The following is a 16656-nucleotide window of genomic DNA, read 5'->3' on the forward strand; positions in this document are numbered from 1 at the left end:
ATGCTGCGCCATATTCCCAGGAACATTACCCCCGATTTGATGGATGTGCTGATGCGCATGGGCCATGGGGACGAAATTGTGTTCGGCGACGCCAATTTCCCGGCGGAATCCATGGGGCAAAGGGTGGTTCACGCAGAAGGAGACACCATTGAGAATCTGCTGGCTTCTATTTTGCCCTTCTTCCCCCTGGACGACTATGTGGAGGAAAACGCGGTCCTCATGTCCGTTGTGGCGGGAAAAGGGGAGGAACCCGCCGTCTGGAACAAATACCGGGACCTGCTGGAACGGTATGACGAGGAAAAGGCGTTTACAGGCTTCTCCTTCCTGAGCCGCCAGGAGTTTTACGCCAGGGCCAGGACCGCAGTGGCGGTGGTGGCAACCGGTGAACGGGAAAAATATTCCAACATCATTCTGAAATTGGGCGTGGTGAAATAACCGTGCGCGGCCTTAGCGGGAAAACCATAGATAAGGAGCGAAATGAAATGAAACCTGAGATTGTCACCCTGGAAACAAGCAGCCTGGTATTGGGCTTTGACAGGAGCAGCGGCTCCCTGGTCAAGCTGTATTCCAAAGCGTCCAACTGGAATGTGATCAAGCGGCCCAAGCTGGGCCTGTCCTGGCGGATGATGCTGCCCCTGGAGGGGAAGCGCAACAACGAGGCCTGGGGCCATAAGCAGCCGGACGCGCCCCGGTGTGAGTGCACAGATGAAAGAATTGTCTTTACCTGGGACAGCATTACCACTGAGTTCGGCGGAAAAATGGATGTGAAGGTTACCGCTGAGTGCGCCGTTGAAAACGATCAGGCCGTGTTTCGGATGCACCTTTCCAACAGGTCCGGCTGCCTGATTGAGAACGTGTACTATCCCTATATCGGGGATTTGTACCGCACCAACAACTGTGAATCCATGAAATTTGAACATGGCAGCTATATTGCCATGAAGACCTACTCCATGTACCCCATTTTCCCCAACTGCCAGGGAACCCACAGCGTGGATTATCCCACCCTGTGCGTGGAGGATCACATCAATCCGCCCATGAACCCCTTTGGGCTGATTTCGGACAACAATGGCAACGGCCTGTATTTGGGCGTTGCCGAGCGCCGGATGGAGGCGGCTACCTGGCACGCGGAATACCTGCCCGGGTGGCGCAATTCCAATGATTTCCGAGTGTTTGAGGAAGACACTGCGGCGGGAAAGGACGCTTACACCCGTTTTGCCGTCGGCCACCTGCCCTTTGTGGCCCCGGGGGACGACTTTGACCTGCTGGCTTTCTCCATGGAGGCCTACCGGGGCAGCTGGCATACCGGCGCTTCCTGCTACACCAAGGTGAGCAAACAGTGGAACCGCCTGCCTGCCCAGACGCCCGCCTGGGCGAAGGAGCCCCATTCCTGGCTGCAGATCCACATCAATTCTCCGGAGGACGAGCTGCGCATCCGGTTTAAGGACCTTCCTAAAATAGGAGAAGAGTGCAAAAAATACGGCGTCAAGGCCATCCAGCTGGTGGGCTGGAACCAGGGAGGCCAGGATAGGGGGAACCCCTCCCATACCCCGGACCCCCGTTTGGGAACTTTTGAGGAGCTGAAAGAGGCCATCCGGCAAATCCGGGAGATGGGCATCAAGCTCGTCCTATTCGCCAAGTTTGTGTGGGCCGATCAGTCCAATGAGGACTTTGAGGACGTGTACAAGGAGCTGGCCATCAAGGACCCCTACCAGAATTATTACGTGTATAAGGGCTACCAGTACATGACCCTGTCCCAGCTCACCAACGTCAATACCCGGCGGCTTATCCCCATGTGCTTTGGGGCTGAAAAATACCGGGAAATTTGCAACGCGGAGTTCCAAAAGTGTGTGGAGCTGGGCGCGGACGGCATTTTGTACGACGAATGCCTGCACCATTCCCCCACCTTGTGCTGCTTTGACACCAGCCACGGCCACCGGTACGGCGCGTCCTCCTACGGCTGGGACGAGGATTTGATCGAGGGCTTCCGGGAAATGGTAAAGGACAGGGAGTTCCTGATTGCCGGAGAGGCTGTTTACGATTTCCAGCACAATTACTACGACCTGTCCTACGCCCGTACCTGGGGCCGGGATCACAAGCCGGTCAGCCGGTACATCCGTCCCGACGGCAATATCATGACGGCGGTTACCGGCTTTAACGACCGGGGGATGATCAACCAGTGCCTGCTGAACCGGTATATCATCAGCTACGAGCCCTACATGTTCAAGGGCATGCTTTCCGATTACCCGGATACCGTGGATTACGGCCAGAAGATGGACGCCCTGCGCACCGATTTGCGGGAGTACTTTTGGGACGGCAGGTTCTGCGGCGGGCTGGGCGGTTCCGTACAGCTCGGCGACGGGGGAACCCTCGATTCCTACGCCGTGTACCAGAACGCCGGCGGCAGGCAGGGGATGGTCATCTGCAACTACGATGAGGAAAAATCCGTCTTTGTACTGCCCAGCCTGGAGAACGGCCGGAAGCTGAGCCGGTACCGTCTGGTTGACGACAGCGGGCTGACCCCCTTTGAGTCCGGGTTTGTCATCCCGCCCCGTTCCGCCGCCGCAGTGATCTGAACGCCGGAGGCTGGAATAGGAAGGAAGATCGGCTGGGATTTTACGAAAAGGCAATGCCCAAAGCAATGTCTTATTTATCATTTTCTTTGAAGCACGGCCGGTTCCGCCTGGTTTGGAAAATTCTGTTTACGGTCGACAAAAGGGTGAGCGTTTGTCAGGGCGCTCACCCTTTTTGAACCTTGTCTGGCAGCGGTCTGCCGTCCAGGACCGCCTCCCGCAGGGAGTCCCCCTCGTAGCGGAGCTTCAGGGAGAAAAAGGGCGCGCCGCCGGCCAGAAGGTCTAAAAAGATCCTGTCTCCGTCCCACAGGTTCAGGCCGCCCAGCTCCGATTTTTTCACCCATTCCAGCCTGCCCTCGTCGCAGTCCCGAAGCTCGCCTGTAAAGCCGTCCGCGGTATAGAGGCACATGTATTCCGTTCCGAAGCCAGCCTGGGAAAAGGTGACGAGCCCGCGGAACTGGAAGGAGGTGAGGGTGAGGCCGGTTTCCTCCCGCGCTTCCCGCAAAAGGCATTCCTCCGGACTTTCCCCCTCTTCAAAATGGCCGCCTATGCCGATCCATTTTCCCTCGTTGACATCATCCTTTTTCACATTGCGGTGCAGCATTAAATAGCTGCCGTCCCGCTCCACATAGCAGAGCGTGGTCATGCAGGAGCGCTTTATCATTGGCACAGCCCTTCCTTTCTTTATTCGCCCCGCAGGAAAACCTGCGGGCCTTTTTGGAGTTCAGCGGGCAAACGCCTTTCCCACGGCGCGGAAAGGCGTTCCGGCGAGGGGAGGCGGGCAGCCTGCTATTCAATATTTTTCAACCCGCGGTAGAGCTCGTCGAAGGAGGCCCTTCCCGCGCACCTCCCGAAGGAAAGCTCCCTGTTCTCGCCGAATTCCAGCAGGAAGCATTTGGCCAGCTCCTCCACGGTTTGTTCCAGCGCCTGGAAAAACTGGCGGCTGGCAAATTGATACCCGGCGCTGCCCTCTTCCATATGGCTGACAATCGGGGATTCCGTCACCTGGTCAAGGGGGTAGAGCTTCAGGTGAAGCAGCTCATGGACGATCACCTCTTCCAGATTTTCCTGCTTCGGGCTTGCGATGTTCAGCAAGAAGATGGCTTTCCGGTCATCGCAGTCCACCTTGAAGTCTCCGGTCTTGTTCCAGGAAGGATCCTCAGAAAATTCCAATTTTACATCCCAGCCGGGGGTGATTCTCAGCCTGCGGCACCAGGTTTCAAATAACCTGTTCAGTTCGTCTTTTTCCATAGGGAAAACCTCCTGTCGTTGCCACCTGCGGTGGGCGAGCCGCGCTCCCCAGCTTCCGGGAGTTCCAGCCCGCCGCATGCGCTGTATGTTTCTGCGGCTATTATATCACAGCGGGAGTACTCCGGCAAACCATGGTAGATATGCCTGTCCTCCGCTGTCAGACTGAAAGATGATATAGAGTAATATAATTACTTATTAACAGAGCCTATTCGTTTTTACGGTCTGACCCTTTTTGCCAGAAAAACAAACTTTTATATTTACAAATATTCCCTGCCGTGCTATGATAATACTAAAGAAAGAAAAGATAACGACAAAATTCTATAAAAGAGTATTTTTATTACTACGGAGGACGACATGAACAGAGAGGAAGTTGCGCGAGGCAGGGCGAAGAGCCTGCTGGAGTCGTTTTCCAGGGGCAGGGCGGTTCAGCTGGACATGCTTCACAACATGCTGATCGTCTGCCTGGGCGCGTATGTGATTGCCGGAAGCAGGGGTTACCCCAGCGGGGAGGCACACGGGCCTTTCACCTATGATTACTGGCTTCAGGTCGCCGGTTCCCAGAATACGCTTTATGCCCGGGACCTGGTCTACGACTTGATCTTTCCGGCTGCGCCCAAGGGGCTGCGGGAGGCGGTGCGGGAATTGGAGCAAAATGAGAGGCTCACCGCAGAGGTCGGCCCCCTTGTTGCGGAGCTGTTTTCCCAGCGTCCTGGCAGGGAAGAGCTCCGGGAGCTGGCGGAGCAGCTGATCACCGGTTATTATCCTTTGGTGATCCCGGCGCCCATCGACACCCCTCTCCCGGTCAACCGGCTGTGCATGGAGATTTTAGCCCCCAAAAACGGCGCCTTTTATGACGGCACGTCCGGGCTGGGCTCCACCTGCATGGAGGCGGGGCGGTACGCCGCTGGGCATGGGGGCGGCCTGAACATCTTCGCCCAGGAGAAGCTGGACGTGCTCTGCGCCGTTTCCACCGTGCGCGCCTATCTCAACGGGCTGGAGGACTTTACCGTACGCGGCGGGGACGTGCTCACGGCTCCTGCATACACTGTGGGAAATACGGTGGCCTCCTTTGATTACTCCGTTATGTTTCCCCCCCTGGGCCTGCCCTGGGGAGAAGCGGAGAGGGAGCTTGCCTGGGACAAATACCGCAGGTTTTCCGGGGGACCTGTGCCACGCTCCAACGCGGAGTGGCTCTTCGTGCAGCACCAGCTGGCCTCCCTGAAGGAGAAGGGCCGGGGAATTATTGCGGTTTCCACCGGTTCCCTGTTCAACGACTCCGCCCGGTGGATCCGCAGGCGGCTTCTGGAAACCAACTGCATCGACTGTGTGATCACTCTGCCCTCCCACATCCTGCCCTACACCGCCACGCCGCTCAGCCTGCTGGTGCTGGACAGGGGCAGAGACCCGGACCGGACAGACGTCCTGATGGTGCAGACGGAGGGCATGTTCCGAAACGTCAGCGCCGCCCGGGTGGCTTCGCAGCTGGATGAGGAACTAATTCAAGAAATCACCGCCCTGCTGAAGGAAAAAACGGACACGCCCTACAGCCGTGCCGTGAGCATGGGGGAAATCGAGGAGAACGACAGCGTCCTGCTGCCCAGCAGGTATGTGGTCAACCCCTGGGTGGAGACGGAACTGGGAATGCTGAATGTGGATTTTGCACGCATGCGGGGCTGGCCCAGCCTGGGGGACATGGCGGAAAAAATCTACCGGGGGGTGAACGGTTCCCGGCTTTCCAGCGGGGCGGGGGACTCCTACCGGATCATCAATTACGCCGACGTTCAGGACGGCGTGCTGTGTACCGAAGGCCTGAAGGAGTGCTGGGCCGACGGCCAGGTCGGGCGGTACCTGGTGCGGCCGGGAGATGTGCTGGTGTCCTGCAAGGGCGCGCAGATCAAGACCTGCCTTGTGCCGGAAGGCACGGAAAACGTCCTGCTCTCGCTGAATTTCATCGGGATCCGGCTGAAACAGTCGGTCTATTCCCCGGAATTCCTGCTCTGTTACCTGAACAGCCCCGCCGGGCTGGCCTATCTGAAAAGCAGGCAGATAGGGACGTCTATCATCACGCTCAAAAATTCTGATTTGGAACGGATGCCCGTTCCCCAGGTTTCTCTGGAGGTCCAGCGGGAATGTATTTCAGAATTTGACTCGGTCCGCCTTGGGATCGAGGAAGAGCTCCGGCGGTTATATCACTGTCTCAATCTGGAAAAAGGGAGGCTGTATCAGAAAATGGGTTTGGACGGTGTATGGAAAAGAAAGGATGATTGATGTGACAATTCAGACAGGCGATATGTATTGGTGCGATTTGGGCGCGGGCGGGGACAGCGACAAAATCCGGAAGATGCGGCCCGTCATCGTGGTGAAATGCGAACAGAATTCCACGCTTGCCCATGTGGTGCCGCTGACGGGCAACCCTCATAAGCCCCGGAATCTCAGGCATATCACGATCATGGGGTATGGGCTCCACAAGCCCAGCACCACCCTGATCGAGCAGGTCTGCCTGGTGGAAAAGGCTTCTCTGAATGGGCGGATCGGCTCCATCCGGGGCACGGAGGAATTGGAGCAGATCCTCACCTGTCTGGCCCAGTACTTCAGCCCGGACGCGGCCTGAAGCTCCGCCGCTCCTGCCCTGCGGCCTCCCTTTCCAGGGGCGCACAGGGCGTGCTGTCTGCAAAACCAGAGGGGAAGAATGCCGAATACGCCTGTGTGCCCGCTAATTTTTTGCCATGCTCCACCCGGCCCGCGCAGCGCCGGCGGGACGGGCGATGCGGCGATGGCTGGCACGTGGCTCCGCACATACGAAAAGGCCTCCCGGTACGTTCTGTACAACGTACCGGGAGGCCTTTTATCTTTCTGCGGGTTCCTCTATCCTGCGGCGCGGCGTCCCTTTCCCATCCCGCGTTGGGTGGGAATCCCCGCTTTAGTCCCGCTCCCCGCCGCGGGTTGTTTTTCCCCTCTTAATTCTATTATAAGGCATGCGGATTACGGATGCCATTCCAAATAACCCAAGATGCCTTTTGCCACCAGGCCCTGCGCCATCCTAAAAAATTCATCGTCGGTCACGTCGTTTCCGTTTTCATACCATTTGGCCATCAGCCCGATCATGGCTGAGTAGGCATATTCCATCAGATAGTCCAGGTGTTCAATTCCATCCGGCATATTCCAAAACTCAATCAAGATGGCCCGGATGCTTTCCCGAAATACCCCTGTGAATTTCGGATCCCCGTTTTTTCCAAGCAGCGTGAAAATTTTCTCTTCGTGCCTTTTAAAAATCGGCATACTGACGGAATACAGCCAATCGAGATCCCTTTCGCCTGCAGCATAAGGAGAATTGCGGAAGGCCTCGCTTACCTCCCTGTTCACCTGCTGAAGCAAATCGGCCTCAATTTGCTCTAAAACCGCATACACATCTTTAAAATAGTGGTAAAAGGTCCCTCTGTTGTTCCCGGTAATCCGGGTGATTTCGGCAATGGATATTTTTTCAATTGCTTTTTCTTTATAGAGCGTCCAGAACGCATCCATGATTTTTCGCCTTGTAGCGGCGGTAATTTCCGGCTGCTTTTTCACGGCATTCTCCCCTCCCTTTCTTTTACTTTACTGAAATCCGTCTGAATCATCAAGCAACAGTGTGTTCCATATTGTTGCTTGATGAACCGGGCGGATTCTTTTATAATGGCATCCTACAACATACTGTTGCACAAATCAAGAAGAAGATCGGAGCGATACGGATGTCGGTAATTGAAGTCAATCGATTAACAAAAGACTACGGGCACGGCCGCGGCGTGTTCGATGTATCCGCCCGTGTGGACAAAGGAGAGTGCTTTGGATTTCTCGGCCCAAACGGGGCGGGAAAGAGCACGACCATCAGGCATTTGATGGGATTTTCAAAGCCGCAGGGCGGGAACACCGTCATTGACGGCAAGGACTGCTGGACCTATTCGGCGGAGCTTCAGCGCAGGGTGGGGTACCTGCCGGGCGAAATTGCCCTGCCTGCCGGAATGACGGGAACGCAGTTTCTGGCAATGCAGAAGAAGATGAGAGGCTTGACGGATACCTCCTACCTGGAAAAATTGCTGGAACGGTTTGAGCTGGATCCCAATATCGGCCTGAAGCAGATGAGCCTGGGTACAAAACGCAAATTGGCGGTGGTAACCGCCTTCCTGCACGATCCCCAAATACTGATTTTGGACGAACCCACCTCCGGCCTTGACCCGATTATGCAGGAGATCTTCATTGATTATGTCCTTGAGGAAAAGAAACGGGGCAAAACCATATTTTTATCCTCTCACATTTTCCATGAGGTAGACGCTTCCTGCGACAGGATCGCAATTATCCGGGATGGCAGAATCGTTTCGGAATTTGACCCCGAGGTGCTGAAGCGGGAAAGCGACAAAATTTACAGGGTTTCCTTTGCGGAGAAAAGCCAGTGGAAGGAGTTCATCTCCCATCCCTATCATTTTACCTCTGTGAACGAGTATAAGCTCCGCGCCAGGATTCAGCTCAAAAGCAGCGAAATCCCTTCCTTTCTCGCGGATATTTCCCAATTCCACATCAACGACTTTACGGAGTTCCCCTTCTCGCTGGAGGATTACTTCATGCAGTTTTATCATGAGGATAAAGTATTTGAGGGGGTGAAGTGATGGAAGACGTTGTGATAAAGACAAGCGGACTGACCAAAGATTACGGCAAGGGCCGGGGCGTTTTTGAGATTGACCTCGAGGTCCATAAAGGCGAGGTTTTCGGCTTTGTGGGAACCAATGGTTCCGGGAAGACAACGACCATCCGCAATATGATGGGCTTCATCAGGCCGGACCGCGGCATTTCCACCGTAAACGGGTTGGATTCCTGGAAAGAGTCCGCCGTGATCATGAAGCATGTCAGCTATGTTCCCGGTGAAATTGCCTTCCCCGCGCTGAAAACGGGGACCGAGTTCCTGAAAACACAGGCAAAGTACCTTGGGGTGACGGATTTTGGATATATGAACCACGTCATTGAGCTTCTGCAGCTGGACCCCACCGCCAACCTGAAAAGGATGTCCAAGGGGATGAAGCAGAAGACGGCGATTGTCGCCGCCCTGATGGGGGAAAAAGAGATTCTCGTCCTGGACGAACCCACCACCGGCCTGGATCCCCTGATGCGGGAGGCGTTTCTGGGGCTGGTCCGGGAGGAAAAGCAGAAGGGCCATACCATCTTTATGTCGAGCCATATTTTCGAGGAAATCGAAGCGGTGTGCGACCGGGTTGCCATGATTAAGGACGGGCGTATCATCGATACGGTTTCCCTGTACGATCTGCGCCATCCGGCTGTGAAAAACTTCATCATCGAATTTGGGGAGGCGGGGGAAAAGCAGCGTTTTCTCCAAAACACGGAATTCTCAGCCGAAAGCAGGGATGCAAAGAGCTTAACGGTCCAGTGCAGGACATCGCAGCTGGACGCGCTGTTCCTTTCGCTGAAGGACTGTCAGATTACAAATTTGCAGGAAATCCACCGCTCGCTGCAGCAGCAGTTTATGAGCGCATATAAGGAGGGGCTGGCTCAAAATGGAAACAACTAAAAAGACGGCAAGATTTTTCTCAAGGCCGCTGATGGGGCAGACAATCAAATCCAACTGGGCGCTGTGCCTTGCGATCCTGCTCATCATGGTGCTGCTGGGAAACGTGATGAACTATGCCATGAGTATGATGGCGACGGAAAAATCCGACGTGGACGTCACGGAGTACCAGGAAAGCTTCTATACCTATCTCGGCGGGCTTGCAGCCTATGATACAATGGCGCAGCAGGAACTGTCCTATGAGGATTTTGCAGGAGGGAAGAATGAAGCGGCGTATGAAACGGCGTTTGAAATGCTCAATGCCCAGGCCGGTATGGATTTGAGCGTGGAGGGATTTCAATCCGCCATTGACGGATTATCGCAGTCAGGAATCGGCCTTGAAAAATATGTGGAGCAGTTTGAATATGCATATGCTTTAAAACAGTCGGAGGGCGTGTTCAGCAAAGAAGAGCTGACGGTGTCTGAAATGCTTACCGTCACGCTGGATATGATGGGCGTTGCCCCGGATCTTGTGGAGAAGATGAGCGAAATGGACCCGGCGTCCATGATGAACCAGATGTATTATACGGCAATGGGCCTGCTTCCCATTTTCATTCTCATCGTCATTCTGGCAAATTCCCTGATCGCGGATCAGGTGGACCGGGGCTCCATGGCATATGTGCTGTCTACGCCCACAAAACGTTCCGCCGTGGCCGTCACACAGATGGTATTCCTGCTTGTGGTGCCGCTGCTGATCATCGGCGTTGTAGGCGCAACCCGGATCGGGACCTCCTTCCTGTTTTACGATGAAGTGAACGTGGCGGGGATGGTGGCCCTGTTTATCGGGATGTACATCCTGGTGGAGGCGGTCTGCGGTCTGTGCTATATGGGAAGCTGTCTGTTCTCGCAAAGCAAAAAGTCAATGGCGTTCGGCGGCGGCCTGGCGGTCTGGTTTTTCCTCGCGTCCATGATCGGCCTGTTTGGTTCGGAAAATATGGTCAACACCGGCATGGGCGTTGAGGAACTGAGCATCTTCAACAAACTGACGCTGGTGGGCCTGTACGATGTGGATGCCCTGGCGACCATCGGCACAGGCAGCGTGGACACCGCCTTTGTCTGGAAACTGCTGGTTTTGGTTGCTGTCGCAGTGGTGAGCTATGCGGTGGGCGCCGTCAGGTTTTCGAAAAAAGATTTGCCCCTGTAAGGCGCGGCGGAGAACGGAGCGGACAGGAAAAAAATACGAGAACCGAATACATGGCCTCACTGTCCAACGAAACTTGAAGCCTTTTGTCATGCAGGCTACGGCGGGCGGCGCTCCTTTTTTGGAGCGCCGCCTTTCTCATAGACGCGCCCTGGCCGCGCCGCAAATGGCCCGCCGGTTTAGTCGGTTGCCCATAAAACGACGGTTACAAATCACAACACGAACGGGCGGCTGTCCTCCCGGCCTGCCGTGCCGTACAGCGGGGAACGACGGAGAGCGGCAAGCAAAAGAGCAAAGCAATTTTCAAGGAGGAAAACGCATTATCACACTATTAATCAGCGAACTCATAAAAATTTTCCGCTTATGCGTTGTTTGGCTCACAAGGAGGTGCTACAATATACTAAAAAGCAGGAGGCGAGGATATGGCTGCTAATTATAATAAGCTCTGGAAAATCTTAATAGACCGGAAGATGAAAAAGACGGACTTGATTGAGCTTGCCGGTGTTAGTACGACTACTCTTGCAAAACTGAGCAAAGACGAGTATGTTTCGATGGAAATACTCTACCGAATATGTAAGTCACTCAACTGCAATATTGGCGACATTACAGAATTCATCTTTGAGTAGAGTATGATATTGCAAAATGCAGGAGGTTAAAATGTCTGAGACACTTAAGGCAATATCCCTTTTTTCTGGCGCAGGCGGAATGGATGTCGGCGTTTTGCAAGCAGGATTTGATATTAAGGCTTGTGTTGAAATCGACAAGAATTGTTGTGCTACCCTTAGGGAAAACATTAAAAGGAAAAAAAGAAATACCCTTGTATATGAGGGTGATATACGAGAGCTTAGCCCCGGTACAATCCTTGAAGAGATTGAACTGCAGGCGGGTCAAGTCGATTTACTGTTTGGCGGCCCCCCCTGCCAAGCGTTCTCTCAAATAGGAAAACAAAAATCTTTGGAGGATGAGCGCGGCTTGCTTTTATACCAGATGATAAGGTATGCCGAAGCTATCCAGCCAAGAGCGATAATGATGGAACAGGTCAAAGGATTACTTACTGCAAAGGACTTGTCTGGAAAAAGCGGCGGCGTATTTGAATCATTCGTTGCGCAACTTGAGGAAATGGATTATGTGCCAAAATGGAGAGTTATGCTTGCTGCGCAGTACGGTGTCCCTCAGCTCAGAGAGCGTGTCTTTATCGTTGCAACAAAGAAGCCGAATGGCTTTAAGTTCCCTGACCCTACACATGACAAGCCGGAAAGGTGTGATAGCCTTTTCGCGCTGCTCCCTTATACCACCGTTGGAGAAGCAATAAAAGGGATCCGTAATCCTGTTCGTAAAGGGGAAACAAGCGAGATACCGGACGATAGCCATTATGATGTTACTCCGGCACGGGACAGAGAAAGAATTCACGGAGTACCGGAGGGCAAAAACCTTTCGTCACAAACTCAATTGCCCAAAGAGCAAATATGTGGACTGACGAAAAAAGATACGACTAAGTTTTTGAGGTTAGACCGAAACAAGCCGTCGAATACCCTTCGGGGCGGTGAAATATTTTACCATCCTACCGAAGATAGATATTTAACGCCGAGAGAGTATATGCGTATTCATGGTTATCCGGACGATTATGTATTACGCGGGCCGATAAGAGGGCGCACAGGTACGGTACGAGATTTGGATCAACATCGCCAAATTGGCAATTCTGTGCCGCCGCCGCTCGCCCGTGCTATTGCGGAAAAAGTTAAGGAGGTATTAGAATGCCAAAAATCTATGAATTGCTCGGATATCCCATAAACGATAACAGTCCAGAAATTATGGAGTCGCGCAGGCGTGCATTTTGCCCTTTCATTTCTGATACTTGTGATGGCGGCGGCAACCGTTATATGGCCGATATAGATTTGAGAGAACATCCGGAGTTGGGAGAATGTTTTCCCGGCATGACCCGTGTTCCCTCTGGCGTATGTTCAATTCAGATTTCGGATGGGACTTCACCTTGGATTATTTGCCCGCGCCGTTTGCTTTATATGGGGCACAAGGCTGATGAAGCGATTATTAAGGGCGAAACACAGACGAAACTCTTAGAAAAATGCGATTATCCAAAGGGTACTCTTGTCGGGATTTGGGCGGAGGCAAAAGTGAAGTATACGAATGAAGAGGATGATACGGACACATCAGCCTTCGATTACACGTTTGATTATGTGATGATGCCGTTAGGACGAGCGAGTAAGGCGGAAGCTCTTGAAGCTACGGGGCTTAAATGGAGTGTCCTGCAAAAGAACCTACGCCATAGCGGACATACGTTTGCACTCCGCAACGGAGAAACTTATATTGAAGATTTCCCAATAGGGAGCCCTGTCATCATCGAAGTAATGACGTCAAGCACATCTGGTGGCAACAAGGATAAACGAAGCTGTATCCCGCAGGCATTTGAAGATTGTATGCTTGGAAAACATCATCTTGCACCCGGCATAAATTACAGACAGGTATGGGCAAGGATGGCAAGTCAGCTTATAGTAAAATCACAGGCGGCTATGGCCTGGAATGGCAAAACCATCTGGGTATTACAGGATTTACTTGCCGATTACATTTCGGCAAGTACCGCTTTGGATTTGAAGAAATTCATATCTGGGCATACTGACGAAGTCAATATTTTAGCGTTCTCTTATGGAAATAATTACAAGCAGCCGGAAAACTCAAAAACAGTTTCATTGAGTGACTCGACTTTATATGCGGGGCCAATCCGAGCAAACAACGGTGAAGATGTTCATCCATGTTTTCAGGATATTGTTCTCGCATCCATATGTCCCCCTAAAAATGTTTTGATAACAGCTCTGACAAAGAAAAGACTTGCAAACCGATTAACTGTGTAAGCAGTAACCGATACATGGATGAGCCAATACAGCAGCGGTATACATCCTTCGTTTTGCCGTAAATTATACTTCATATAAAACTTGGTTTTTAATTGGCTAAGCCGTAAGAAATATATACGGCTTAGCCAATTAAATGCATTTATTAGAACAAGGAAAAGGGGTGGATTGATTCCACCCCTTTTCTGGCTGTTTTATATCTGCTTTCCGGTATCCCTGAAGGTGAAAATACCGTCATAATCGCAATCAAGTGCGTTCGCTATGGCGCGTAATTCTTTTTCACATAAATTATCTCGGTCAAGTTTGTTATATAGATTGTTTCCCTTGTATCCTAACTTTTCGCTTAACTGCTTTATCGTCATACCTCTTTCAAGAAGTATTATCTTAATTTTAAGTGCCATACCCATATTGCTTCACCGCCTTTATTTAAAATTATACACGTTTTTATGGGAGAATCAAATTGGAAAAATAAAATCACACTTAAGAATGGAAATATCCTCTTGACTTGTTCCCTTTAAACGTGTAGTATTAAAATAACAAGTGGAATAATCCACGCTAAAACGGAAAAAGGGAGATGTAAATTTTTTATGAACTATATGGATGAAATCTTTTTGAGGGCGGATCTCCAGCAGATCCGGGAGTTTCTCCTGCGCGGCGGCGAATGCGGCGTAGACCCGCGCCCATACAAGGAACGGATTGACTGCGTACAGGAGCGTATGGTTGCCCGGCTGAGCCGGGAATACCCGGACAGGGAGGAATACGAGGAAATGGTCAGGCTGCTTTTTGAGTATGTGGGCACGGTTGAGGATGTTTACATGGAAATCGGCCTGCAGGCGGGCATGATACTGGCCGCGCAGGTATGCCAAAACCTGAAGGCGGCCTTTGCGGGGGAGTGAGGATGGAGGATTTTACACAAATGCTGAAACGTGCGCACATACAGCAGCTGCGCTCTTTCCTTATGGACGGGACAGGCCTTGACAATTGGTATGAGGACGAGGACAGCCGCCCCTATGGACAGCGCCTGGAGGAAGAGGAAAGGCCCATTTGGAAGCTGCTGGAAAAGACTTTCCCGGACGGAAAAGCCCTTGACGAAGCGGTGGACAAATTGACCGGGGCCCTGGCGGCAAACCAGTCTGTCTTTCTGGAAATCGGTCTCAGGGCGGGGGCGGTCCTCCTGTTTGATTTGCTCCGGGAGAATCCGGAGGGAAACGGATATTTGAGGGGGGATTCCCTCCGGAATCGGTAAAAACCGGGAAGGCTGTTTCCACAGTTGCCGGCAAAGGCCGTGTATGCTATGATGGAATCAAAAAGTCCCGGAAGGGACCGCCGGGCGGACAGCCTGGGAAAGGAGAAGCCGCTATGCCCCGCGCTGATGTGACAAAAATGCCCTTTGGAAAGCTCTATCCCCTTTTGGTAAGCAAGGCGGAAAAAAAGGGCCGCACCCGGGAGGAAGTGGATCAGGTAACCGCCTGGCTCACCGGATACACCCCGGAGGCCATTGCCCGGATGGAGCAGTCCGGCACGGAATACGGGGAATTCTTTCGCAGCGCCCCGGCCATGAACCCGAGACGCACGCTGATTCACGGCAGGGTGTGCGGCGTCCGGGTGGAGGAAATCCAGGACCCGCTGATGCGGGACATCCGGTATCTGGACAAGCTGGTAGACGAGCTGGCCAAGGGAAAAGCCATGGAGCAGATTCTGCGGAAATAAGGGCCTGCCGGGGCTGCGGAACCGGAAGGAGAACATGCGGAAACAGCCGCCCGGAGCATCCGGCAATTCGGATGCTCCGGGCGGCTGCTGTCTGTGCCGATGCGGTCAGAGCCTGCCCTGAGGGCCGGCGCCTTCCCGGTTCCCGTCCGCAGAAAAGGGACAGCGGCCGCCCAGGCATTGATTGTTTTGACTGCTGTAAGGGCAGACGGGGACGGTTCGCTCCATCTCCACTCCCAGATGCTCCCGGGTAAAGTCCACGGCGGCGAGAATGGCCAGCCAGGAGTCCCGCTTGCAGCACCGTGGGCCGCCCACCCTGCCGATGCTTTCCAGGGCGCGGGCGGTCATCCGGTTGCTCAGACCCCAGGGCTCCCGGGCCAGAGGGGTGGACCGGGTGGCAATGGCCAGAAATTGCCCGGCGCCGATTCCCGCCCCGCAGGCGCCCCAAAAGCCGCAGGCCCCGCCGGGGACGGCCCTGCCCCGGCTGTACATCTCCCGGAGGGCCTCCTTCAAATCCAGCGGACCCCCTGCGTTCCTGTAGGCGGTGAGCAGGGCTGCGCCCACCATCACATGGTGCTCCGGGCCATGCATGTGGCAGAAGGGCAAATCCATCATCCGCCGGATGACGGCCACGGGGTCGGCGGATGTTTCGGAGAGGCACAGGCCGAAAATGCTGTCCATGCCCTGGGTGTGGCAGTCGCTGCATACATAGTGCCCGTTGACGCAGCGGGTCTTGCTGGGCTCTTTTTTGTGACAGACCGCGCACTCCATGGCCTCGTCCTGTGCCAGGTATTCCAGCGGCGCTTGACAGATCAGGCATTCTTCCATTTTCAGGCCTCCCTTTCTTCCCATGCCCGCAGCACGGCCAATTGACCGGGGGTGTGAAACCAGTGTTCCCCGTTCTCCATTACGGTGAGCCCGGCGTTGTGACGCCGGACATAGTCCTCCACGGTCCGGCGGGGCGTCATGTTGTCCCGGCCTCCATAGAGGATGCTGACAGGGCAGGTCCAGCTGAAAACGGGATGCTCCCGCACCCAGCACAGGTACTTCCAGGACAGGGTCTGCCCAAAGGTAGTGTGGATTTCCCCCTGCTCCCGCAGCTGTCCTTCCGTCACCCCGGCCCAGCCCAGCATGGTCAGGATCAGCCCTTCCATGTCCAGGATGGGAGACGCCAGCAGGGCACGGGCCGGGGCGTCAAAGGCAAGCATGGCAAAATATGCCCCGATACTGTTGGCCCGGAGGGAGACCGCTTCCCAGCGGCGCTCTGCCCAGCCCAGCGCCTCCTGGATATCTGGAACCGCCTCCCACGGGGTCAGCTCCCCGCTCCGGAGCTCCCCGTGGCCGGGCAGGTCGATGGACAGCACCTGGTACCCCCTGGGGCACGCCGCCCGGGCAAAATCCTCCGCCTCTTCCTTGCGGCCCATCTGTCCGTGGAGGAACAGATAGCCCTGGTCTGCAGGGTCTCCGTACAACACGGCGGGCACGCCGCCCATTGAAAACTGCTCTGCTTTCATCCTGATACCTTTCTTTCCG

General features: G+C 54.1%; 19 protein-coding genes. 13 read left to right on the forward strand and 6 right to left on the reverse strand.

Going from position 1 to position 16656, the window contains the following annotated elements; genetic code table 11:
* Positions 1-435 (forward strand): RbsD/FucU family protein, encoded by a 435-nt coding sequence (locus tag BN3911_RS01210; protein WP_066860205.1) that lies wholly within the window; start codon positions 1-3, stop codon positions 433-435.
* A 47-nt stretch (positions 436-482) separates the two neighbouring features.
* Complete coding sequence (locus BN3911_RS01215; protein ID WP_066860207.1) at positions 483-2573, forward strand: DUF6259 domain-containing protein; 2091 nt, start codon at positions 483-485, stop codon at positions 2571-2573.
* Between the two features lie 163 nt (positions 2574-2736).
* On the opposite strand, the gene BN3911_RS01220 is transcribed toward BN3911_RS01215, so the two are convergent.
* Positions 2737-3234, reverse strand: a complete 498-nt coding sequence (locus tag BN3911_RS01220) for an NUDIX hydrolase (RefSeq protein ID WP_066860210.1) — start codon at positions 3232-3234, stop codon at positions 2737-2739.
* Positions 3235-3359: 125 nt separating this feature from the next.
* Complete coding sequence (locus tag BN3911_RS01225) at positions 3360-3821, reverse strand: hypothetical protein (protein ID WP_066860213.1); 462 nt, start codon at positions 3819-3821, stop codon at positions 3360-3362.
* 354 nt (positions 3822-4175) lie between these two features.
* Here BN3911_RS01225 and BN3911_RS01230 point away from each other — a divergent pair, with 354 nt between their 5' ends.
* The gene (locus BN3911_RS01230; RefSeq protein ID WP_066860215.1) at positions 4176-6089 is read left to right on the forward strand and encodes an N-6 DNA methylase; all 1914 of its coding nucleotides are present in this window, start codon (positions 4176-4178) and stop codon (positions 6087-6089) included.
* Between the two features lies 1 nt (position 6090).
* Positions 6091-6432, forward strand: coding sequence for a type II toxin-antitoxin system PemK/MazF family toxin (locus BN3911_RS01235; protein ID WP_187127659.1), 342 nt, complete (start codon positions 6091-6093; stop codon positions 6430-6432).
* 371 nt (positions 6433-6803) lie between these two features.
* On the opposite strand, the gene BN3911_RS01245 is transcribed toward BN3911_RS01235, so the two are convergent.
* Positions 6804-7388, reverse strand: coding sequence for a TetR/AcrR family transcriptional regulator (locus BN3911_RS01245; RefSeq protein ID WP_066860224.1), 585 nt, complete (start codon positions 7386-7388; stop codon positions 6804-6806).
* A gap of 161 nt (positions 7389-7549) precedes the next feature.
* Between BN3911_RS01245 and BN3911_RS01250 the strand changes: the two genes are divergently transcribed.
* The 6 genes from BN3911_RS01250 (at position 7550) to BN3911_RS01275 (ending at position 13419) form a co-directional block, all read left to right on the forward strand.
* Complete coding sequence (locus BN3911_RS01250) at positions 7550-8461, forward strand: ABC transporter ATP-binding protein (protein ID WP_066860227.1); 912 nt, start codon at positions 7550-7552, stop codon at positions 8459-8461.
* The gene (locus BN3911_RS01255; protein WP_066860230.1) at positions 8461-9375 is read left to right on the forward strand and encodes an ABC transporter ATP-binding protein; all 915 of its coding nucleotides are present in this window, start codon (positions 8461-8463) and stop codon (positions 9373-9375) included. The genes BN3911_RS01250 and BN3911_RS01255 overlap by 1 nt, the downstream gene beginning before the upstream one ends.
* Positions 9362-10555: an ABC transporter permease subunit gene (locus tag BN3911_RS01260; RefSeq protein ID WP_066860233.1), complete on the forward strand. Its 1194-nt coding sequence runs from the start codon at positions 9362-9364 to the stop codon at positions 10553-10555. The genes BN3911_RS01255 and BN3911_RS01260 overlap by 14 nt, the downstream gene beginning before the upstream one ends.
* A gap of 419 nt (positions 10556-10974) precedes the next feature.
* Positions 10975-11178 (forward strand): helix-turn-helix domain-containing protein, encoded by a 204-nt coding sequence (locus BN3911_RS01265; RefSeq protein ID WP_066860236.1) that lies wholly within the window; start codon positions 10975-10977, stop codon positions 11176-11178.
* A gap of 31 nt (positions 11179-11209) precedes the next feature.
* Positions 11210-12343, forward strand: a complete 1134-nt coding sequence (locus BN3911_RS01270) for a DNA cytosine methyltransferase (RefSeq protein WP_066860239.1) — start codon at positions 11210-11212, stop codon at positions 12341-12343.
* Positions 12307-13419 carry a hypothetical protein gene (locus BN3911_RS01275; RefSeq protein WP_066860243.1) on the forward strand — a complete coding sequence of 371 codons (1113 nt, stop codon included), beginning with the start codon at positions 12307-12309 and terminating at the stop codon, positions 13417-13419. The genes BN3911_RS01270 and BN3911_RS01275 overlap by 37 nt, the downstream gene beginning before the upstream one ends.
* Positions 13420-13610: 191 nt before the next feature.
* On the opposite strand, the gene BN3911_RS01280 is transcribed toward BN3911_RS01275, so the two are convergent.
* Positions 13611-13823, reverse strand: coding sequence for a helix-turn-helix domain-containing protein (locus BN3911_RS01280; RefSeq protein ID WP_066860246.1), 213 nt, complete (start codon positions 13821-13823; stop codon positions 13611-13613).
* A gap of 180 nt (positions 13824-14003) precedes the next feature.
* On the opposite strand from BN3911_RS01280, the gene BN3911_RS01285 reads away from it, so the two are divergent.
* The 3 genes from BN3911_RS01285 to BN3911_RS01295 all read left to right on the forward strand — a co-directional run bounded on the left by BN3911_RS01285 (position 14004) and on the right by BN3911_RS01295 (position 15126).
* Positions 14004-14312, forward strand: a complete 309-nt coding sequence (locus tag BN3911_RS01285; RefSeq protein ID WP_066860249.1) for a hypothetical protein — start codon at positions 14004-14006, stop codon at positions 14310-14312.
* Positions 14313-14332: 20 nt separating this feature from the next.
* Complete coding sequence (locus tag BN3911_RS01290; protein WP_147578478.1) at positions 14333-14662, forward strand: hypothetical protein; 330 nt, start codon at positions 14333-14335, stop codon at positions 14660-14662.
* A 113-nt stretch (positions 14663-14775) separates the two neighbouring features.
* On the forward strand, positions 14776-15126 hold the full coding sequence (locus BN3911_RS01295) for a DUF2200 domain-containing protein (protein ID WP_066860255.1): 351 nt from the start codon (positions 14776-14778) through the stop codon (positions 15124-15126).
* A 105-nt stretch (positions 15127-15231) separates the two neighbouring features.
* Here the strand turns inward: BN3911_RS01295 and BN3911_RS01300 are convergent, their stop codons facing one another.
* Positions 15232-15951, reverse strand: a complete 720-nt coding sequence (locus BN3911_RS01300; RefSeq protein WP_066860258.1) for a DUF5714 domain-containing protein — start codon at positions 15949-15951, stop codon at positions 15232-15234.
* A 2-nt stretch (positions 15952-15953) separates the two neighbouring features.
* On the reverse strand, positions 15954-16637 hold the full coding sequence (locus BN3911_RS01305) for an alpha/beta hydrolase (protein ID WP_066860261.1): 684 nt from the start codon (positions 16635-16637) through the stop codon (positions 15954-15956).
* Positions 16638-16656: the final 19 nt, after the last annotated feature.

This window comes from Neglectibacter timonensis (assembly GCF_900048895.1).
In the GTDB taxonomy this organism is placed as follows: Bacteria; Bacillota; Clostridia; order Oscillospirales; family Acutalibacteraceae; genus Acutalibacter; species Acutalibacter timonensis.